Here is an 18659-nt window from a genome sequence, read left to right on the forward strand (position 1 = left end):
CACCATGATCCAGCTCGCCGACATCCAGGCCGCCGCTGCGCGGCTGCACGGGCAGCTTCTGGACACGCCCTGCGTGGCCTCGCGCACGCTCTCGCAGCTCACCGGCTGCGAGGTGTTCCTGAAGTTCGAAAACCTGCAATACACCGCCTCGTTCAAGGAACGGGGCGCCTGCAACAAGCTCAGCCAGCTCACGCCCGACGAGCGCGCCCGCGGGGTGGTGGCGATGAGTGCTGGCAACCACGCGCAGGGCGTGGCCTACCACGCGCAGCGCCTGGGGCTGCGGGCGGTGATCGTGATGCCGCGCTTCACGCCGGGCGTGAAGGTGGAGCGCACCCGCGGCTTCGGCGCCGAGGTTGTGTTGCACGGCGACACGCTGGACGAGTCGCGCGCCCACGCCCGCGCGCTGGCCGCCCGCGACGGGCTGGTGTTCGTGCACCCGTATGACGACGAAGCGATCGTCGCCGGGCAGGGCACGGTGGCGCTGGAGATGCTGCGCGCGCAGCCCGACCTGGACACGCTGGTCGTGGCGGTCGGCGGCGGCGGCCTGATCGCCGGCATGGCGACCGCGGCCAAGGCGATCAAGCCCGGCATCCGGGTGGTGGGCGTGCAGACCGAGCGCTTTCCGGCCATGGTCAACGCCGTCACCGGCAGCGCCCACCCGCAGGGCAGCAGCACGATCGCCGAGGGCATCGCCGTCGGCACCCCCGGCACCGTCCCGCTGGCCATCGTGCGCGAGCGGGTGGACGAGCTGCTGCTGGTCGACGAGGGCGACATCGAGCAGGCGATCGTGATGCTGCTGGAGATCGAGAAGACGCTGGTCGAAGGCGCCGGCGCCGCTGGCCTGGCCGCGCTGCTGCGGCACCCGGAACGCTTTGCGGGCCAGCGCGTGGGGCTGGTGCTGTGCGGCGGCAACATCGACCCGCTGCTGCTGGCCTCGATCATCGAGCGCGGCATGGTGCGCGCCGGGCGGCTGGCGCGGGTGGTGGTCAACGCGCGCGACGTGCCGGGCAACCTCGCGCGCATCGCCAGCACCGTGGCCGACGCGGGCGCCAACATCGACGAGGTGCACCACCAGCGCGCGTTCACCCTGCTGGCGGCGCAGAACGTGGAGATCGAGCTGGTGCTGCAGACGCGGGGCCCGGCCCACGTGCAGCAGGTGATTGACGCGCTCACGGCGGCGGGCTACGCCGTCCGATCGCCATAATCGACGCATGAGCGCGCCCGATCTCCAGACCGCCCTGACCGAGCTGTTCGCCCCCTGGGTGCAGGACCTGGGCTTGCGGGTGGAGGCCGTGGGGGAAGACAGCGTCACCCTGCGGCTGCCGTCATCCGAGCGGCTCAGCCGGGTCGGCGGCATGGTGTGCGGGCAGGCGCTGATGGCCGCCGCCGACACCGCGATGGTGCTGGCGCTCATCCGGCATTTCGGCGCATTCCGGCCTTGCACCACCGTGCAGCTCAACAGCAGTTTTCTCAAGCCCCTGTCGGGACAGGACGCGCTGGTGGAGGCCCGCGTGCTGCGCGCGGGCAAGGCGCTGGCCTTTGGCGAGATCGACATCCGCGGTGCCGCGGACGGCAAGAGCGTGAGCCGCGCCAGCACCACCTACGCGCTGCTGTGAAGCGCGGGCGTGGCCGGGAACTCCCGGCGCTGGCTTAAAATCCGAGGGTTTTACGAACCAGACCGGAGCAAACGCCATGGCGCACCACGATCACCACACCCCCGCCGAGCAGACCGACGACGTGGTCGAGTCCATCGTCCCGCTGATGCCCATCGTGCTGCCGGTGGCCGGCGGCGTGCTGATGTTCCTGCTGGCCTTCATTGCCGTCTTCATGGCCTGAACCGCGACACCGCGCCCGCGCTGCCACCCATCGGCCGCCGCGCGCTCCCGCCAGCCGACCGCCCTTCGGGCCGTCGGCTTTTTTCACGCCGGCGCGTGAAAGATGCATCAGGTTATGCGGGTTTTGCATGTAACCCCGTGGTAACCCGGAAGGCCCTTGCCTACAATTTCGCCATTGGCCGACCCGCCACCGGACCCGCCGGATGCACCCCCCGCGCGCCCGATCGCCCGCTGCACCGCCTACCGCCCCGCAGCCCTGGCGCCGACCACCCCGATCTGCCCGAGCAGACCCCCACAGCCGCCCCGTCACCGCGCGTGACGCTTGCGGCTGCCGGCGTCTGGGGTGGCGCGCGGGGCCCCCGGTTTGTAACTTTGGAGCTTTGTGCATGAACTCTCCCGTGATGCAGGGCCTGGCCCTCAATACCCCCGCCTACGTGAAACACGCGCGCCTGATCGCCTGGGTGGCTGACATGGCGGCCCTGTGCCAGCCGGACCAGGTGGTGTGGTGCGACGGCAGCGACGAGGAATACAACCGGCTGTGCCAGCAACTGGTCGACGCCGGCACCTTCAAGCGCCTGAACCCGGCCAAGCGGCCGAACAGCTACCTGGCCTGGTCCGACCCGTCGGACGTGGCGCGCGTGGAAGACCGCACCTTCATCTGCAGCGAGCGCCCCGAGGACGCCGGCCCCACCAACAACTGGAAGGCCCCGGCCGAGATGCGCGCCACGCTGCAGCCGCTGTTTGCCGGCAGCATGCGCGGGCGCACGATGTACGTCGTGCCGTTCAGCATGGGCCCGCTGGGCAGCCCGATCGCCCACATCGGCGTGGAGCTGTCCGACAGCGCCTACGTGGCCGTCAACATGAAGCTCATGACCCGCATGGGCAAAGCGGTGTTTGACGTGCTGGGCAGCGACGGCGACTTCGTGCCCTGCGTGCACACCGTGGGCGCCCCGCTGCAGCCGGGCGAGAAGGACCAGACCGCCTGGCCCTGCAACCCGACCACGAAGTACATCGTCCACTACCCCGAGACCCGCGAAATCTGGAGCTACGGCTCGGGCTACGGCGGCAACGCGCTGCTGGGCAAGAAGTGCTTTGCGCTGCGCATCGCCTCCACCATGGGGCGTCAGCAGGGCTGGCTGGCCGAGCACATGCTGATCCTGGGCGTGACCAACCCCGAGGGCAAGAAGTACCACGTGGCGGCCGCCTTCCCCAGCGCCTGTGGCAAGACCAATTTCGCCATGCTCATCCCGCCGCAGGGTTTTGAGGGCTGGAAGGTCACCACCATCGGCGATGACATCGCCTGGATCAAGCCGCGCACCGACGCGCACGGCCAGACCCGCCTGTACGCGATCAACCCCGAGGCGGGCTACTTCGGCGTGGCACCGGGCACCAACACGCTGACCAACCCGAACTGCATGGCCAGCCTCAACCGCGACGTGATCTTCACCAACGTGGCGCTGACCGACGACGGCGACGTGTGGTGGGAAGGCATGGGCGACGCGCCGGCCCACGCGATCGACTGGCAAGGCAAGGCCTGGACGCCGCAGATCGCCAAGGAAACCGGCGCCAAGGCCGCACACCCCAACGCGCGCTTCACCGTGGCCGCCACCAACAACCCGGCGCTGGACGCCGCGTGGGACGACCCGGCCGGCGTGCCGATCGATGCGTTCATCTTCGGCGGCCGCCGCAGCACCACGGTGCCGCTGGTCACCGAGGCGCGCGACTGGACCGAAGGCGTCTACATGGCCGCCACCATGGGCTCGGAAACCACCGCCGCGGCCTTTGGCGCGCAGGGCGTGGTGCGCCGTGACCCGTTCGCCATGCTGCCCTTCGCCGGCTACAACATGAGCGACTACTTCCAGCACTGGCTCAACCTCGGCCGCCAGCTGCAGACCAGCGGCGCGACCCTGCCGTCGATCTTCTGCGTCAACTGGTTCCGCAAGGACGAGAACGGCAAGTTCGTCTGGCCCGGTTTCGGCGAGAACATGCGCGTGCTCAAGTGGATGATCGACCGCGTCGAAGGCCGCGGCCAGGGCGTGGAACACGCGTTCGGCGTGAGCCCGCGCTACGAGGACATCCACTGGAGCGGCCTGAACTTCACCCGCGAGCAGTACACCACCGTGACCGCCATCGACAAGGCGGCCTGGACGCAGGAACTGCAACTGCACGGCGAGCTGTTCCAGCAGCTGGCCTACCACCTTCCCCGTGAGCTCGAGGAGACGAAGGCGAAGATCGAGCAACGCCTGGCCGCCTGACGCCCCGCGCGGCGGCCGCACGATCGGCCCGGCACCCACGACCTGGGCGCCGGATCGTTTTGTCCCGCTCGATGCGGCGGGCAAAGCCCCAGCGCTGTGACCCACAGCCCCCCGAAACGGCCCCATGAGGGCCGTTTCTTTTTTGGGGGTCATGGCCCGGGGCTGAACGCCCGGCGTGGCTCAGAGCGTGGGGTTGTCGGGGTGGCGGGCGATCAGCCACAGGCGCAGGAAATCGCGGCTCGCGGACGGGGGGTGGACATCGCCGGCCGCACCCTTGGCCAGGTCTCCACTCATGGTCCGCGTCAGCTGGGCACGCGGGACGGGGGGCGAGACGAAGCGCCGGGTGTTGTCCAGCTCAATGGCGCCGCCGGCCGCGTAGGGGTCCACGGTGTCGGGCTCTTCCCGAACGATGGCGGCCCAGAGCTTGTCGTCGGTGGTCCAGGACGCCGCCTCGAAAAGGTCGACCCAGGGGTCGCGCTGCCCGTGCTTGCCCATTCGGCCATAGAAGCCCAGCACTTGCTTGACCGAGGCACTGAGGGTCGTGTCGTTTTCCACCCCAGACATGAAGCGTTCCCACGCCGCTTCCCGGTCCTGGAGCGGACCCGCGGTGTCAAACCCCGGCTTGTGGTAGCCGGTGCAAGCCTTCCTGTCACGGACACTGAGGTAGCGATCCGCGGCCCTCTGCAAAGCCATGCGCAGCGAATTCACCGTCCAGGCCCCGCGGTGGTGGCAGAACGGCGTGGAATGAAAGATCAGCTCATCACACGCGGCCACGTAACCGCCGCCAGCGGGAATGCGGGTGTTGTAGATGGTGGGGTCCATGCCGTCGCTCAGGATGGCCATCACTTCCTCCGCGAAGGACGCGGGCACACCGCGCCGGAACGTCGGCAGATAGCTGTCGGGCAGTGGCGGGCGCAACAGGTATTCCGGTCCCATGATCGGCTGCTCGTTGGGGAACAGCAGGAGCATGAACAGGTTGTCCCCCTCCGTGTCCTTGTGCAGACCCACGAGACCGGGATCGCGGTCGCGGTAGGGCATGACGGTCAAGGCCAAACGCCACCCGTCCTTGATCATCGCGGGGGCCCGCTGCACCAGGTAGCCCGCAATCCCGGAGCGGCTCAGCACATCGAGAAGGATCGGTTGCAGGATCGGCGCGAATATCTTGAAAGCGTTGCTCACGGTGGCTGACGGCGGGCGACCTTTCCGTGCGGCCTTGGCCGCGTCGAGGGACAGGGGCGTTTCCGCCATCGCGGTGAGGGCAAGCTGGTCGTGGACCACCGCGACCTCGAATCCCCCCGCGAAGTTGAGATCTTCTTCTGCCCCCACGGGCTGCGCGGCGGTCAGGTGGATGATCGCGTTGTAGACATGCTGGCGCTGCTCGGGTGTCAGGGCACCGACCGTGGGCACAGCCAGCGGGTCGAGGGCGTTGCGGGCGCGGGCGGTGGGGGAGGCGCTGTCGGTGGGCGCGTTGGAGCGGAATTCCATGGTGCGGCGAGGCGGGCGGGTGCCCGGTGGGTGCGGGGCATCCATGGTCTCTGAGCGATCGCCCGGCGGCCATCCGGTGAGGGGCCGAATGCCGTGACGCCAGCCGATTGGCGCGCACGCAAAAAAGCCACCCGAAGGTGGCTTTGTGGAAGCGGCGCGCGGGGCGTCGTCAGACCGGGTACATCAGCGAGCGGCGGGCACGGGCGCGGCCCAGCGCCTCCCAGTAGGAGACCGGGGTGGCGGCGGCCACCGGGGCCACGACCGGCGCGGCGGTGGCCTCGGCCTCGCGCTCCGCGAGGTCGCGGGCCAGGGTCAGCTCGGCCATCACGCGCGGGTCGGTGCGGGCGATTTCCCAGAGGCGCGCTTCGGCGCGGACTTCGGCGCGGCGGGCGGACCAGGTGTCGAGGCCAGCCAGTGCGTCGCGGGCCACGCGGCGGGCCGTGCCAGCGAACAGGGCGAGCCCGGCGAACACAACCAGCCAGAGCAGCACCCACGCGAGCAGGAGGTGGCCGTCGGCCCAGGTGCTCACCAGCCGGTCGGCCAGCACCACCATGGCGGAGACCACGGCGGCCAGCAGCAACGCGGCCAGGCCGCGGGCGCTGTCGCGCGGGGCCGGGGTGGCGGCGCGGGCGGGGGTGGAGGCCGCCGGGCGCAGGCCCAGCGGGGCGGGGGAGGTGGTGGCGGCGATGGTCATGGTGCGCTCCTTGAAGAGGGGGTGTCTTGTGGACAGGCTCAAATCTAGGGTTTTCCCGCATATGTTTCCACTTTATCTTTGTGATGCATACCATTCATATCTGTGATCTCTGACCTGAATTTCCGCACCCTCGACCTGAACCTGCTGCGCGTGTTCGACGCGGTGATGGACGAGCGCAACCTCACCCGGGCCGGTGAGCGGCTGGCCATGACGCAGCCGGCGGTGAGCAACGCGTTGCGGCGGCTGCGGCAGGCGGTGGGCGACGAGCTGGTGGTGCGCGCGGGCTACGGCGTGGAGCCGACCGCCACCGCGCTGGCGATCTGGCCGTCGGTGCGCGAGGCGCTGGCGCTGCTGCAGCAAACGCTGGCGCCGGGGCGCTTCGACCCGGCCACGGCCCACCAGTCCTTCGTGCTGGCGATGGCCGACGCCACCGCCGCCCAGCTGATCCCCGGGCTCATCCGGCTGTGCGAGGCGCAGGCGCCGGGGGTGAACCTGCGCGTCGTGCCCCTGACCACGCGCGATCCGCGCGCGCTGCTGGCCAGCGGCGGCGCCGACCTGGCGGTCGGGCATTTCCCGGGCGTGCTGGCCGAGCTGGGCGCGGTGCACCTGCGCGAGGACGTGCCGCCCTTCGAGCACCGGCGGCTGTACGACGGCGAGTACGTGGTGGTGATGCGCCGGGACCATCCGCTGGCCGGGCGGCCGCTCGATCTGGACACCTACTGCGCGGCACGGCACCTGCTGGTGAGCTTCTCCGGCCGGCCGTTTGGCTTTGTCGACGAGGCGCTGGCCGCGGTGTCGCGGCGCCGCCGGGTCGTGCTCACCGTCAACCAGTTCTTCACCGCCGGCCAGGTGGTGACCACCACCGACCTGCTCACCGTGCTGCCGCGGCATTTCGTGGGTGCCACCGGCCTGGCGCACGCGCTGGCGCTCTGCGAGTTGCCCCTGCCGGTGCCGGCGGTGCATGTGGACGCCCTGTGGCACCGGCAGGCGGGGCACAGCGCCGCCCACCGCTGGCTGCGCGACGCGGTGGGCCAGGCGTCGGCGGCGGGGTTTTCGGCGGCGGGTGTGCCGGCGGCGCCGACAATCGCCGGCTGACCCACCCCAGCGCCGCACCGCACCCATGAAGATTCAGCTGCTCAGCGACCTGCATCTCGAGGCCAACCCCGACTTCGTGCCGCGGCCGGCGCCGGGCGCGGACCTGCTGGTGCTGGCGGGCGATGTGGGCTCCTACCAGCGGCGCCGCGATGGCAGCGCCATGGCCGAGGCCGACTGGGGCCTCGGGCGCTTCGCCCACTGGCCGGTGCCGGTGCTGTTTGTGCCGGGCAACCACGAGTACGACGCGCTCGACGTGGACGAGGCCCACGCCGGCCTGCGCGCGGCGTGCGAGCGCCACGGCCTGCGCTGGCTCGAACGCGAGACCTGGGTGTGGCGCGGCGTGCGTTTTGTGGGCACCACGCTGTGGAGCGACTACGACGTGTTCGGCCAGCGCGAGAAGGCGTTTCGCGCGGCGAACCACTACCTCAGCAAGATGGCCAGCCAGCGCCACGGCGCGCTGTTCGACGCCGCGGCCATGCGCACGCTCGCGCTGGACTGCCAGGACTGGTTGCGCGCGGCGCTGGCCGCCCCGTTCGACGGGCCCACCGTCGTCGTCACCCATTTCGCGCCCACGCTGCACAGCATGGACCCGCGCTACGGCGCAACGCCCGGCACCGCGGGCTTCTGCAACGGGCTGGATGCGCTGCTGCCCCGGGCCGACCTCTGGCTGCACGGCCACCTGCACTGCCCCACCGACGCGCGCGTGGGGCGCTGCCGCATCGTGGCCAACCCGCTGGGCTACGCCGACAAAGGGGAGCAGGCGGCGTTCGACCCATGGCGCTGCATCGAACTTTGAGCCACCGCAAAGGGTCAGCCTGGGCGCGCCCTACACTCGGTGCGTGACCAACCCCCAAGGAGACCCCTCATGAAGATCCTGCTCGCCGTCGATGGCAGTGCCTACACCAAGAAGATGCTCGGCTACCTGGCCGCCCACGACGAGCTGTTCAGCGCCGACGGCAACAGTTTCAGCGTGATCACCGTCCAGGCCCCGCTGCCCCCGCGGGCGCGCGCGGCCGTGGGCGCCGAGATCGCCAACGCCTACCACGCCGAGGAAGGCGCGAAGGTCACCGGCCCGGTGGTGAAGTTCCTCGCCCGCCACGGCATCGATCCGAAGGTGCTGCTGAAGGTCGGCTCGCCCGGTGAACTGATTGCCAAGACCGCCGCCAGCGGCAAGTTCGATCTCGTGCTGATGGGCTCGCACGGCCACGGCGCCCTGGGCAACCTGGTGATGGGCTCGGTGGCCACCCAGGTGCTGGCGCACTGCAAGGTGCCGGTGCTGCTGGTGCGCTGACGCGCCCGGCTTTATCGCGCGCGCAGGCCGTCGAAGCAGGTGGACAACACCAGGTCGACGATCTGCGCGTTGTCCATCTGGCCGGAGCCCTTCAGGAAACCCAGCACCGGATCGCAGGCGCGGGCGTACAGCGTGTACAGCACCGCGATCGGCGGCAGGGCCGGGTTGATGGCCCCGGCGGCCTGCGCCGCCAGAATCCACTCGCCCAGGCGGTCGCTCACCGCCATCAGCCCGTCCACGTAGTCCTTGTTGGTCGCCAGCGCGGCGCGCAAGGTGGAGTTTTCGCTGGGCAGCGAGGGCATTTCGCCCGCCAGCTGCACTTCCATCGTCCAGCGCGCCACCGCGCGCAGGTGTTCCAGCGGGCTGACCTGCACCGCGTCGCGCGTGGCGAGGAAGTCGAGCGCGCGGTTCATCACCCGCACCATCGCCGCCGCCGCCAGGTCTTCCTTGCTCGGGAAGTGCTTGTACAGGCTCGCTTTGGCGATCCCGACCTCGGCCGCCACCTCGTCCACCGTCATGGCTTCAAAGCCTTTTTCGGCCAGCAGCCGGTTCACCGCCGAGACGATCGCGTCTTCGCGGGCGATGTGCATCTGCTCGCGAAAACTGCGTTTGGGGGCGGCGGCGGTGTTCGTGGCGGCGGTGGGCATGGGGACGGATGGCGTGAGCAAAAGCTCGCTGTGATTCGTGGATTGTGCCGAAGTTCGACGAATCCGTCGATATCCCTACAGAACAGTTCCTTACGATACCAATCAGTAGCTTTTTGATCTTTGACGACTAATATGCGGCCGGCGCTGTTCAGACGGCGTTGTTTTTCCCCTCCCAACCCTTGTTTCTGGAGTTCCGCATGAAGAAGACCCTGATCGCCTCGCTGCTGGCTTTCGGTGCCCTGAGCGCCGCCCACGCCAAGGACATCGTCGACACGGCCGTGGCCGCCGGCTCGTTCAAGACCCTGGTGACCGCGGTGCAGGCCGCCGGTCTGGTGGACACGCTCAAGGGCAAGGGCCCGTTCACCGTGTTCGCGCCCACCGACGAGGCGTTTGCCAAGATCCCCAAGGCCGATCTGGACGCGCTGCTGAAGGACAAGGCCAAGCTGACCGCCGTGCTGACCTACCACGTGGTGCCGGGCAAGGTGATGGCCAAGGACGTGAAGGCCGGCAAGGTCAAGACCGTGCAGGGCGGCGAGCTGACGGTGAGCACCACCGGCGGCGTGAAGGTGGACAACGCCAACGTGGTGAAGACCGACATCGCGGCCGACAACGGCGTGATCCACGTGATCGACACCGTGGTGCTGCCGAAGTAATGACCCCCGCGGGCGGCGCCCCGGCGGGCGCCGCTGCCCCGGGCCGCTCAGCCCGGGCGACGCAAGCTGCGGGCGGCCGCCGCCCGCAGCGCCGCCGACAGGGCGTCCAGCACGTCCGAACTCAGGTTCCAGCAGTGCCAGTGCAGCGCCACGCCGAAGCGGTGGCGTGGCGCCAGGTTCACCAGCTCGCCGCGCTCGATCGCCTCGCGCACCAGCATCAGCGGCACCACGCTCACCCCCCAACCCGCCTGCACCGCGCGCACCTGTCCGGTGCTGCTGGGCACGAACAGCTGCTTGAGCATCACGCGCGGCAGGCTGAAGGCCTTCATCACGAAGGCGTGCTGGAGGTTGTCCTTGCGGTTGAAGGCCACAAAGGGCAGCTGATGGAAGTTGTGGGCGTTCAGGCCCTTGGGGCAGTGGGCGGCGGCGAAATCGGCGCTGGCCACGGCCACGTAATCCATCGTGCCCAGCGCGTCCATGCGACAGCCGCGCAGCGCCTGACCCAGCGAGGTCACGCAGCCCAGCACCTGCCCCTCGCGCAGCCACTCGTGGGTGAATTCCTGGTCGTCCGTGATGATTTCGATCGGCAGCCCCGCACGGGCCAGTTCGTCCAGCGCGGGCAGGGCCCAGGTGGCGATGCTGTCGGCGTTGATGGCCACGGAAATGCGTTCTTCGTCGCGCCCGCGCCCGGTGGAGCTGGGCGCCAGCTCCTTCAGGTCTTTTTCCAGGTCGGCGCGCAGCAGCCGCATCATCTTGGCGTGCTTGAGCATCAACTGGCCCGCCGGCGTGGGCTTGAGCGGGCGGCTGCGCACGATCAGCACCGTGCCCACCTGGGCCTCCAGCGCGCGCAGGCGCTGCGACACGGCCGACTGGGTGATCGACAGGCGCTGCGCGGCGCGCTCGAAACCGCCCTCTTCAATGATGGCCGCCAGGCATTCCAGCGCGTCGGGATCGAAGGTGCTCATGCGAACCGGCTCCTGCATCAGTTCCACTGATGAATCTGCATTCAGTTTAATCCTGCTTCACAAATCCGTGGCGCCTGCGGACACTTCAGGACATTCACGTTTTCCCTCTGGAGCAGGTCATGCACGTCACCGTTCTCGGCGCAGGCATCATCGGGGTCAGCACCGCCTGGCACCTGCTGCAACGCGGCCATGAGGTCACGCTGGTGGACCGCCAGCCCGACGCGGCGCTGGAGACCAGCTTCGCCAACGCGGCGCAGATCTCGGTGAGCTACTGCGAGCCCTGGGCCAACCGCGAGGCGCCGCTGAAAGCGCTGAAGTGGATGTTTTCGCCGACCTCGCCGCTGCTGTTCCGCCCGCAGCTCGACCCGGCGCAGTGGCGCTGGGGCCTGCAGTTTCTGGCGCAGTGCAACGACGCGGCCTTTGTGCGCAACGTGGCGCAGCTCGTGGCCCTGGGCTCATACAGCCACGCCGCGCTGAAAGACGTGGTCGCCGACACCGGCATCCAGTACCACCGCCTGGAACGCGGGATCGCGCATTACTACACCGACGAGAAGTCCTTCGCCGGCGCGGCCGCCGCCGCCGAGGTCATGGGCCGCTTTGGCGTGCAGCGCCGCGTGGTGTCGCGCGACGAGCTGCTGCGCATCGAGCCGGCGCTGCAGGCGTTTGCCGAGCGCATCGTCGGCGGCACCTACACGCCCAGCGACGAGTCGGGCGACGCGCGGCTGTTCACCCAGCAGCTGGCCGAGCGCTGCGCGCTGCGCGGCGCGCAGCTGCTGTTCAACCACGACATCGAGGGCCTCGACGCCGCCGGCGGTGAGCTGCGACAGGTGCGCCTGCGCGACCGCGCCACCGGCACCCTGCGCGCCCTGCGCAGCGACGCCACGGTGGTGGCCTGCGGCTCCTACACCACGCCGCTGCTCGCGCGCATCGGCGTGCGCGTGCCGATCTACCCCGGCAAGGGCTACAGCGCCACGCTGCCGCTGCTGCGCCCGGAGCGCGCGCCGTCGGTGAGCATGATCGACGACCAGCTCAAGATCGCCATGTCACGCCTGGGCAACGAATTGCGCGTGGCCGGCACGATCGAGCTCGGCGGCTTTGACCTGTCGCTGGACACGCCGCTGGCGCAAAAGCGCTGCGAGATGCTGGTGCGACGCATCGAACAAGTGTTTCCTGGCGTGGCCGACACGCGCACGCCGGCCGAGGGCGGCAACCCGCGGTTCTGGACCGGCCTGCGCCCGGCCACGCCCACCAACATCCCCCTGATCGGGCGACTGCCGGTCAAGGGCCTGTGGATCAACGCCGGCCACGGCACCCTCGGCTGGACGCACGGCGCCGGCTCGGGCAAGGCCCTGGCCGAACTCATCAGCGGCGAACAACCCGCCATGGCCTTCGGCTTCCACGGCCTGCCCGCACCGGCCGCGCGCGGCCCGGTCCACACCCCGGCCACCCGCGCCACCGCCGGCAGCACCTCCCGCGCCTGAGCGGGGCGCCTTCGGGTCAGTGCAAGCCGCCGGCCAGCGTCGGCCACGGCTCGGCGAGGAAGTCGAGCAGCAGCCCGTCGAATTCGTCGGGCGCCTCCAGGTTCATGAGGTGGCCGATGCCACGCAGCTCGGCATAGCGCGACATCGGGATCGCGTCGGCCATGCGGCGCATCACCGCGGGCGCCGCCACGCGGTCGAACTCGCCGCCCACCAGCAGCGTGGGCGCGCGGATCGCGCCGAGCGCGGCCTGGCGGTCAAACGTCACCAGGCAATCGAGGGCGCGCCGGTAGGTCGCCGCCGGCACACCGGCCATGCAGTGCTCCGCCAGGCGCAGGCCCTCCGGCAGCGCGCCAGGGCCGGCCATGCGCGGCACGAGCGTTTGCGCCAGCTGCGCCATGGACTGGCCGGCGTCCAGCGGCGCGGTGCGTTCGGCGACGAACCGCTCGGCCCAGCCGGGCGCGGGCTGGCCGTCGGCGCGCTGACCGAAGGCCGCCGAGGTGCCGGCCAGCACCAGCCGGCGCACCTTGTCGGGCCGGCGTGCGGTGACTTCCTGCGCCACCATGCCGCCCAGGCTGTGACCGACCAGCACCACGCTGTCGCAGCGCAGCGCGTCGATGAGGTCCACACAACTCTGCGCCAGGCCCTTGAAGGTGTAGGGCTCGATGGGCGCGCTGCGGCCGTAGCCCGGCATGTCCCAGGCCACGGCGCGGTAGCCCGCGCCGGCGAGGGTTTCGAGCTGCGGCGCGAAGGCCCGGTGGCCACCGCCGATACCGTGAAGGAACAGCACGGTGGGGCCGTGACCCAGGGCGCTGAAAGCGGGCAAAGCGTTCATGCGGTCATCTTAGGGGCCCGGGCGGCGCGGGACTTGCGCCGGCGTGACGCCCGGGCCGCCGGCCATCGCCGACAATGCGGGCTTCGCCTGAGCCCCGCCATGACCACGCCCCTGCCCTCCCCCGCCCTGCTGCGCGCGCCCGACTTCACCCCGCGCGAGTTCCGCGCCGCGCTGGGCATGTTCGCCACCGGCGTGACCATCGTGACCACGCGCAACGCCGCCGGCGAGCCGGTGGGGCTGACGGCCAACTCCTTCAATTCGGTCTCGCTGCAGCCGCCGCTGGTGCTGTGGAGCCTGTCGATGAACGCCGGCTCGATGCAGGCCATGGCCGCCGGGCAGCGCTACGCGGTCAACGTGCTGGCGGCCGACCAGCAGGCGCTGGCCGAGCGCTTTGCGGCGCGCGACGTCGACCGCTGGGCCGGCGTCGCGTTCGAGGACAGCGAGCACGGCGTGCCGCTGCTGGCGGGCACGGTGGCGCGTTTCGAGTGCTTCAACCGCAGCCAGTACCGCGAGGGCGACCACGTGATCTTCGTCGGCGAGGTGGAGCGCTGCACGCACCGCGCCGACGGCTCGCCGCTCTTGTTCCACGGCGGGCGTTTCTACACGGAACACCCGCTGTGAGCGCCGCCGCGCCCATCCGCAAGCCCCACCTCGACTCGCTGGCCATCGGCCTGCTGGTCGTGTGCTGCGCCTTCTGGGGCTTCCAGCAGATCCTCATCAAGACGGCGGTGGCGGAAGTGCCGCCGCTGTGGCAGGCGAGCATCCGCTTCTGGGGCGCCACGCTGCTGCTGTGGCTGTGGTGCCGCTCGCGCGGCGTGGCGCTGTTCGAGCGCGACGGCACGCTGGGCGCCGGGCTGCTGGCCGGCCTGCTGTTTGCCGGCGAGTTCTGCGGCATCTACCTCGGGCTGATGCACACCAGCGCCTCACGGCTCACGGTGTTCCTCTACACCAGCCCGTTCGTGGTGGCGCTGCTGCTGCCGCGCGTGGTGCCGGGCGAGACGCTCAGGCGCATCCAGTGGATCGGCCTGACGATCGCGTTTGCCGCGGTGGCGCTGGCGTTCAGCGAGGGCTTTCTGCACCACTCGCCGGTGGCCGGCCAGTGGAAGGGCGATGCGCTGGGGCTGGCGGCCGGGCTGATGTGGGGCCTGACCACGCTGACGCTGCGCGCCACCAAGCTGGCCACGGTGAGCGCGGAGAAGACGCTGTTCTACCAGGTGGCGGTGACGGCGGCGGTGGCGCCGCTGATCTCGCTGTTCTTGGGCGAGACCTGGGGCTTCGACTATTCCGCCACCGCCTGGACCTCGATCGGTCTGCAGACGGTGGTGGGCGCGTTCGCCAGTTATCTGACGTGGATGTGGATGCTGCGCCACTACCCGGCCACGCAGATGAGCACCTTCACCTTCCTCACGCCGGTGTTTGCGCTGGTGTTCGGCGTGGCGCTGCTCGGCGAGCCGCTGACCTGGCAACTGGTGGTGGCGCTGGCCGGCGTGGCGGCCGGCATCGTGCTGGTCAGCCGGCGCTGAGGGCTGAGTCGGCGTGGAGCTGCTGGACGTTGTGGCGGGTGCGGGCGTGGCGCTGCTGGCGTGCGGCGGCGCCCGGGTCATCGGGTTCGACCAGGACCGGGCGTTCTACCCGACGATGCTGGTCGTGATCGCCACGTACTACGTCCTGTTCGCGGCCATCGCCGGGGCGCCGGCCGCGCTGGGGGCCGAAGCGCTGGTGATGGTCGCGTTCATGGCAGTGGCCGGGCTGGGCTTTCGCCGCGCCCCCTGGCTGGTGGTGGCCGGTCTCGCGGCTCATGCGCTGTACGACGCCGGGCATCCCTGGGCGCACCACCACGCGGGCGTGCCCGCGTGGTGGCCTGGGTTCTGTCTCGGCTTCGATGGCGTGGCCGCGCTGTGGCTGACGGTCCTGCTGCGCCGCCGCGCCGCCGTTCAGCGCTGAGCAACGCAGCGCCCCATCAACCCTTCTTCGCCAGCCCCAGCCGCTCGATGGTGGCTTTTTCGGCCGCGAAGGTGCGCGCGGCGTACGCGGTGTAGTCGGCCGTGCTCATGTAGATCGTGGGCATGTAGAACTTGTCCAGCGTGGCCTTGACCTCGGCGTCGTCGAGCGTGGCCTTGAAGGCGTCGTGCACGGCCTTGACCACCGCCGGGTCCATGTTTTTCGGACCGCCGATGCCGAACGGCGACTCGGTGATGGTGTCCCAGCCGCTTTCCTTGACGGTCGGCACATCGGGGAAGGCCTTGTTGCGCTGGCTGCCCAGCGTGGCCAGCAGGCGCAGCTTGCCGCTTTGCACGTGGGGGGCGAACTCGGTGGTGCCGCTCATCACGCGGATGTGGCCCCCCAGGATGGCCTGCAGGATCTCGGCCGAGCCTTTGAAGGGGATCGGGTTGAGCTGGATGCCGGCCTTGTCGCTGAACTCCTCGATGGCCAGGTGCGGGGTGGTGCCGGTGCCGGTGTGGCCGTACTCCAGCTTGCCGGGGTTGGCCTTGGCGAAGGCCACCATGTCCTTGAGCGTCTTGAACGGTGCGTCGGCGGTGCAGGCGATGCCGAAGGTGTAGCCGGTGAGGCAGACGATGTGGGTGATGTCGTTGACCGGGTGGAAGGTCATGTTCTGCATGTGCGGCAGGCGGTAGATGCCCAGCGGCAGCTGCGTGAGCGTGTAGCCGTCGGGTTTGGCCTGGACCATCGCGGCCGCGCCCATGGTGCCGCCGGCGCCCGGGCGGTTTTCCACCACCACCGGCACGCCCAGCACCTTGCTGGCGGCCTGGCCGAAGGCGCGCATCACGCCGTCGCTGCTGCCGCCGGCCGGCCACGGGGCGATCAGCGTGATCGGGCGCGCCGGGTATTTGTCGGCGGCGCGGGCCGCTTCGCTGAACAGCGCGGGGGCGGCGAGCGCGGCCGCGCCGGCGGCGGCGCGCTGCAGGGCCTGGCGGCGGGTGGAACGCGGGGGGGTGAGGCTCATGGCGGTGTCTCCAGGGTGGGTGTTTTCTGTCGGGCCGTTCTCGTCGGCGGCTGCCGCACGGTAGCGCAGGCCGCGGCCCGGCTCAAGGCGGCCCGGCTTGGGGTTGTCCCTTGGCGCAGTCCCGTGCGCGACGGGCGGCGGGCGGCCCAGAGCCGGCCGCGGCGTCACGCCGCGGCGGCGCGGCGCGCGGCGAAGTCCACGTACCAGCCCAGGCAGCCCGGGTTGGCCATGGCCTCTTTGTTGATCACCTTCTCCAGCGGGTGGCCCAGCAGCAGCTTCTTGATCGGCAGCTCCTGCTTCTTGCCGGAGAGCGTGCGCGGGATCTCGGGCACCTGGAAGATGTCGTTGGGCAGGAAGCGGGGAGAGAGCGCGGTGCGGATGGCGGCGCGCAGGCGCTCGGTGAGCGCCTCGTCCAGCGTCACGCCTTCGCGCAGCACCACAAACAGCGGCATGTAGCTGTCGCGGCCCAGGTATTCCAGGTCCACCACCATCGAGTCGAGCACCTCGGGCAGCGCTTCCACGGCGCTGTAGATCTCGCTCGTGCCCATGCGCAGGCCGTGGCGGTTGATGGTGGCGTCGCTGCGGCCGTAGATGATGCAGCCGCCCTCGGGCAGGATCTTCAGCCAGTCGCCGTGGCGCCAGACGCCGGGGTACATGTCGAAGTAGCTGGAGAGGTAGCGCGGGCCGGGCGTGCCGTCGCCGCCGGGGCCCGGGTCGCCCCAGAAGTACAGCGGCATCGACGGGATCGGCTCGGTGCACACCAGCTCGCCCACCTCGCCGATCACCGGCTCGCCGGCCTCGTTCCAGGCCTCCACCGCACAGCCCATCAGGCGGCATTGCATCTGCCCCGGCACCTGTGGCAGCTCGCGGTGGCCGCCGATGAAGGCGCCGGCGAAGTCGGTGCCGCCGGAGATGTTGCACCACCAAATGTCGCCCCCATGCTCCGCCGCTGCGCGGGTCGCTGCCCCCCGAGGGGGCTGATCCGGCTCGGGGCGGCCCAGCGCCGGCTCGTCGCCCCCACGCTGCGCCGCGGCGCGGACGCGGCGGAATTGCTCGGTGCCCCAGCGCTGGGCGTCTTCGGACAGGGGGGAGCCGGTGGTGCCGAGGGCGCGCACGCGGTGCAGCCCGGGGATGGCGGCGAGGTCGATGCCGGCCTTCAGGCAGTTGGCGAAGAAGGCGGCGCCGGCGCCGAAGAAGGTGACGCCGGTCTCGGCGGCGAAGCGCCACAGCGTGGTCCAGTCGGGCCGTTCTTTGCTGCCACCGGGGTTGCCGTCGTAGATGACGCAGGTGGTGCCGCCGAGCAGGCCGCTGGTCTGGGCGTTCCACATGACCCAGCCGGTGGAGCTGTACCAGTGGTACCGCTCGCCCCAGCTGTTGGGGTCGTAGCTGCAGCCGACGTCGTTGTGCAGGAACTTCAGCGCCAGCGCGACGATGACGGTGCCGCCGTGGCCGTGGACGATGGGCTTGGGCAGGCCGGTGGTGCCGCTGGAATACACGATCCACAGCGGGTGGTCGAAGGGCAGCCACAGCGGCTCGAACGCGGCGGTGGCGGCGTCGTCGCGGGCGGTCACGGCGGCGAAGTGGGCCGCCGGCGCGGCGTGCGCCAGCGCCGAGGCCTCGGCGGCCGGGGCGTCGGCGAGGTTGGTGTGCAGCACCACGTGACGCACGCTGGGCAGCGCCGCGCGCATCTCGGCCAGCACGCCCAGGCGGTCGATGTCGCGCCCACCGTAGGTCACGCCGTCCACGCCGATCAACACCACCGGCTCGATCTGCCGGAAGCGGTCGAGCACGGCCTGCGTGCCCATGTCGGGCGCGCACAGGCTCCAGACCGCGCCGATGGACACGGTGGCCAGGAAGGCGACCATGGTCTCCGGGATGTTGGGCAGGTAGGCCGCCACGCGGTCGCCGGGGCGCACGCCCTGGGCCTGCAGGTGCAGCGCCAGCGCCGCGACCTGACGGCGCAGGTCGGGCCAGGCGAGCTCGCGGTGTTGGCCCTTTTCGTTGCGGCTGACGATGGCCGGGAAACCGGCGGCGTGGGCGGGATCGACGTGGCGGAACACCTGCTGCGCGTAGTTGCCCTGCGCGCCGGGAAACCATTGGGCGCCGGGCATGGTGCGGCGGGCCAGCACGGCGCTCGCCGGCGTGGGCGAGCGCAGGTCGAAGTAGTCCCAGATGCTTTGCCAGAAGGCGTCGAGGTCGGTCACGGACCAGCGCCACAGCGCGTCGTAGCTGTCAAAGCGCAGCCCGCGCTCGCGGGCCAGCCAGTCCTGATAGAGGCGCAGGCGGGGGACGAAGGGGGCCGAGGTCGGGGCCGAGGACAAAGCCGCGTGGGGCGCGGGGGCGGCGGGGGTGTTCATGGCCGGATTATGAAAACCCCCCAGGGTGTCGGACTGCCCCGCGCGGGACAGGGCCACACCGGGAAAAACGCGGGCCGGCTGGCGTGGAATTTGCGACTACCATC

At 70.7% G+C, this 18659-nt stretch carries 19 protein-coding genes; 12 read left to right on the forward strand and 7 right to left on the reverse strand.

What is annotated here, in order from left to right:
• The first annotated feature begins 4 nt into the window (after positions 1-4).
• From AC2D80_RS13150 to AC2D80_RS13165, 4 genes are all read left to right on the forward strand, one after another.
• Complete coding sequence (locus AC2D80_RS13150) at positions 5-1204, forward strand: threonine ammonia-lyase (protein ID WP_484633471.1); 1200 nt, start codon at positions 5-7, stop codon at positions 1202-1204.
• 7 nt (positions 1205-1211) lie between these two features.
• Positions 1212-1616: a PaaI family thioesterase gene (locus tag AC2D80_RS13155; RefSeq protein WP_484633472.1), complete on the forward strand. Its 405-nt coding sequence runs from the start codon at positions 1212-1214 to the stop codon at positions 1614-1616.
• A gap of 76 nt (positions 1617-1692) precedes the next feature.
• Positions 1693-1836, forward strand: a complete 144-nt coding sequence (locus AC2D80_RS13160; protein WP_484633473.1) for a hypothetical protein — start codon at positions 1693-1695, stop codon at positions 1834-1836.
• Positions 1837-2221: 385 nt separating this feature from the next.
• Positions 2222-4090: a phosphoenolpyruvate carboxykinase (GTP) gene (locus AC2D80_RS13165; protein ID WP_484633474.1), complete on the forward strand. Its 1869-nt coding sequence runs from the start codon at positions 2222-2224 to the stop codon at positions 4088-4090.
• 180 nt (positions 4091-4270) lie between these two features.
• On the opposite strand, the gene AC2D80_RS13170 is transcribed toward AC2D80_RS13165, so the two are convergent.
• Together AC2D80_RS13170 and AC2D80_RS13175 are read right to left on the reverse strand one after the other, a co-directional pair.
• The gene (locus AC2D80_RS13170) at positions 4271-5575 is read right to left on the reverse strand and encodes a hypothetical protein (protein WP_484633475.1); all 1305 of its coding nucleotides are present in this window, start codon (positions 5573-5575) and stop codon (positions 4271-4273) included.
• A 169-nt stretch (positions 5576-5744) separates the two neighbouring features.
• Positions 5745-6269: a hypothetical protein gene (locus AC2D80_RS13175; protein WP_484633476.1), complete on the reverse strand. Its 525-nt coding sequence runs from the start codon at positions 6267-6269 to the stop codon at positions 5745-5747.
• A gap of 105 nt (positions 6270-6374) precedes the next feature.
• Between AC2D80_RS13175 and AC2D80_RS13180 the strand changes: the two genes are divergently transcribed.
• The 3 genes from AC2D80_RS13180 (at position 6375) to AC2D80_RS13190 (ending at position 8655) form a co-directional block, all read left to right on the forward strand.
• The gene (locus AC2D80_RS13180) at positions 6375-7364 is read left to right on the forward strand and encodes a LysR family transcriptional regulator (protein WP_484633589.1); all 990 of its coding nucleotides are present in this window, start codon (positions 6375-6377) and stop codon (positions 7362-7364) included.
• Positions 7365-7389: 25 nt separating this feature from the next.
• Positions 7390-8160 carry a metallophosphoesterase gene (locus AC2D80_RS13185; protein WP_484633477.1) on the forward strand — a complete coding sequence of 257 codons (771 nt, stop codon included), beginning with the start codon at positions 7390-7392 and terminating at the stop codon, positions 8158-8160.
• 69 nt (positions 8161-8229) lie between these two features.
• The gene (locus AC2D80_RS13190) at positions 8230-8655 is read left to right on the forward strand and encodes a universal stress protein (RefSeq protein ID WP_484633478.1); all 426 of its coding nucleotides are present in this window, start codon (positions 8230-8232) and stop codon (positions 8653-8655) included.
• Positions 8656-8666: 11 nt separating this feature from the next.
• Here AC2D80_RS13190 and AC2D80_RS13195 read toward each other — a convergent pair whose 3' ends face one another.
• Positions 8667-9302, reverse strand: a complete 636-nt coding sequence (locus AC2D80_RS13195) for a TetR/AcrR family transcriptional regulator (RefSeq protein ID WP_484633479.1) — start codon at positions 9300-9302, stop codon at positions 8667-8669.
• 197 nt (positions 9303-9499) lie between these two features.
• Between AC2D80_RS13195 and AC2D80_RS13200 the strand changes: the two genes are divergently transcribed.
• Positions 9500-9955 (forward strand): fasciclin domain-containing protein, encoded by a 456-nt coding sequence (locus tag AC2D80_RS13200; protein ID WP_484633480.1) that lies wholly within the window; start codon positions 9500-9502, stop codon positions 9953-9955.
• A 47-nt stretch (positions 9956-10002) separates the two neighbouring features.
• On the opposite strand, the gene AC2D80_RS13205 is transcribed toward AC2D80_RS13200, so the two are convergent.
• A complete protein-coding gene (locus tag AC2D80_RS13205; protein ID WP_484633481.1) occupies positions 10003-10920 on the reverse strand; it encodes a LysR family transcriptional regulator ArgP in 918 nt (305 codons plus the stop codon).
• A 119-nt stretch (positions 10921-11039) separates the two neighbouring features.
• Between AC2D80_RS13205 and AC2D80_RS13210 the strand changes: the two genes are divergently transcribed.
• Positions 11040-12401, forward strand: coding sequence for a D-amino acid dehydrogenase (locus AC2D80_RS13210; protein WP_484633482.1), 1362 nt, complete (start codon positions 11040-11042; stop codon positions 12399-12401).
• A 16-nt stretch (positions 12402-12417) separates the two neighbouring features.
• On the opposite strand, the gene AC2D80_RS13215 is transcribed toward AC2D80_RS13210, so the two are convergent.
• Positions 12418-13233: an alpha/beta fold hydrolase gene (locus AC2D80_RS13215; protein WP_484633483.1), complete on the reverse strand. Its 816-nt coding sequence runs from the start codon at positions 13231-13233 to the stop codon at positions 12418-12420.
• Between the two features lie 99 nt (positions 13234-13332).
• On the opposite strand from AC2D80_RS13215, the gene AC2D80_RS13220 reads away from it, so the two are divergent.
• From AC2D80_RS13220 to AC2D80_RS13230, 3 genes are read left to right on the forward strand one after another with little or no spacing between them, the layout of a single operon-like run.
• Entirely contained in the window at positions 13333-13854 is a 522-nt protein-coding gene (locus AC2D80_RS13220) for a flavin reductase family protein (RefSeq protein WP_484633484.1), read from the forward strand.
• Positions 13851-14756 carry a DMT family transporter gene (locus AC2D80_RS13225; RefSeq protein WP_484633485.1) on the forward strand — a complete coding sequence of 302 codons (906 nt, stop codon included), beginning with the start codon at positions 13851-13853 and terminating at the stop codon, positions 14754-14756. Before AC2D80_RS13220 ends, AC2D80_RS13225 begins: the two co-directional genes overlap by 4 nt.
• A gap of 13 nt (positions 14757-14769) precedes the next feature.
• Positions 14770-15177, forward strand: a complete 408-nt coding sequence (locus AC2D80_RS13230; protein WP_484633486.1) for a hypothetical protein — start codon at positions 14770-14772, stop codon at positions 15175-15177.
• 16 nt (positions 15178-15193) lie between these two features.
• Here AC2D80_RS13230 and AC2D80_RS13235 read toward each other — a convergent pair whose 3' ends face one another.
• Together AC2D80_RS13235 and AC2D80_RS13240 are read right to left on the reverse strand one after the other, a co-directional pair.
• Positions 15194-16198 carry a tripartite tricarboxylate transporter substrate binding protein gene (locus tag AC2D80_RS13235; protein ID WP_484633487.1) on the reverse strand — a complete coding sequence of 335 codons (1005 nt, stop codon included), beginning with the start codon at positions 16196-16198 and terminating at the stop codon, positions 15194-15196.
• A gap of 164 nt (positions 16199-16362) precedes the next feature.
• Positions 16363-18555, reverse strand: a complete 2193-nt coding sequence (locus AC2D80_RS13240; RefSeq protein WP_484633488.1) for an acetoacetate--CoA ligase — start codon at positions 18553-18555, stop codon at positions 16363-16365.
• Positions 18556-18659: the final 104 nt, after the last annotated feature.

The organism is Hydrogenophaga sp. T66 (assembly GCF_057219855.1).

Coding starts and splice junctions, on each gene's coding strand:
- AC2D80_RS13150 (WP_484633471.1), top strand. CDS start 5: ATGATCCAGCTCGCCGACATCCAGGCCGCCGCTGCGCGGCTGCACGGG.
- AC2D80_RS13155 (WP_484633472.1), top strand. CDS start 1,212: ATGAGCGCGCCCGATCTCCAGACCGCCCTGACCGAGCTGTTCGCCCCC.
- AC2D80_RS13160 (WP_484633473.1), top strand. CDS start 1,693: ATGGCGCACCACGATCACCACACCCCCGCCGAGCAGACCGACGACGTG.
- AC2D80_RS13165 (WP_484633474.1), top strand. CDS start 2,222: ATGAACTCTCCCGTGATGCAGGGCCTGGCCCTCAATACCCCCGCCTAC.
- AC2D80_RS13170 (WP_484633475.1), bottom strand. CDS start 5,575: ATGGAATTCCGCTCCAACGCGCCCACCGACAGCGCCTCCCCCACCGCC.
- AC2D80_RS13175 (WP_484633476.1), bottom strand. CDS start 6,269: ATGACCATCGCCGCCACCACCTCCCCCGCCCCGCTGGGCCTGCGCCCG.
- AC2D80_RS13185 (WP_484633477.1), top strand. CDS start 7,390: ATGAAGATTCAGCTGCTCAGCGACCTGCATCTCGAGGCCAACCCCGAC.
- AC2D80_RS13190 (WP_484633478.1), top strand. CDS start 8,230: ATGAAGATCCTGCTCGCCGTCGATGGCAGTGCCTACACCAAGAAGATG.
- AC2D80_RS13195 (WP_484633479.1), bottom strand. CDS start 9,302: ATGCCCACCGCCGCCACGAACACCGCCGCCGCCCCCAAACGCAGTTTT.
- AC2D80_RS13200 (WP_484633480.1), top strand. CDS start 9,500: ATGAAGAAGACCCTGATCGCCTCGCTGCTGGCTTTCGGTGCCCTGAGC.
- AC2D80_RS13205 (WP_484633481.1), bottom strand. CDS start 10,920: ATGAGCACCTTCGATCCCGACGCGCTGGAATGCCTGGCGGCCATCATT.
- AC2D80_RS13210 (WP_484633482.1), top strand. CDS start 11,040: ATGCACGTCACCGTTCTCGGCGCAGGCATCATCGGGGTCAGCACCGCC.
- AC2D80_RS13215 (WP_484633483.1), bottom strand. CDS start 13,233: ATGAACGCTTTGCCCGCTTTCAGCGCCCTGGGTCACGGCCCCACCGTG.
- AC2D80_RS13220 (WP_484633484.1), top strand. CDS start 13,333: ATGACCACGCCCCTGCCCTCCCCCGCCCTGCTGCGCGCGCCCGACTTC.
- AC2D80_RS13235 (WP_484633487.1), bottom strand. CDS start 16,198: ATGAGCCTCACCCCCCCGCGTTCCACCCGCCGCCAGGCCCTGCAGCGC.
- AC2D80_RS13240 (WP_484633488.1), bottom strand. CDS start 18,555: ATGAACACCCCCGCCGCCCCCGCGCCCCACGCGGCTTTGTCCTCGGCC.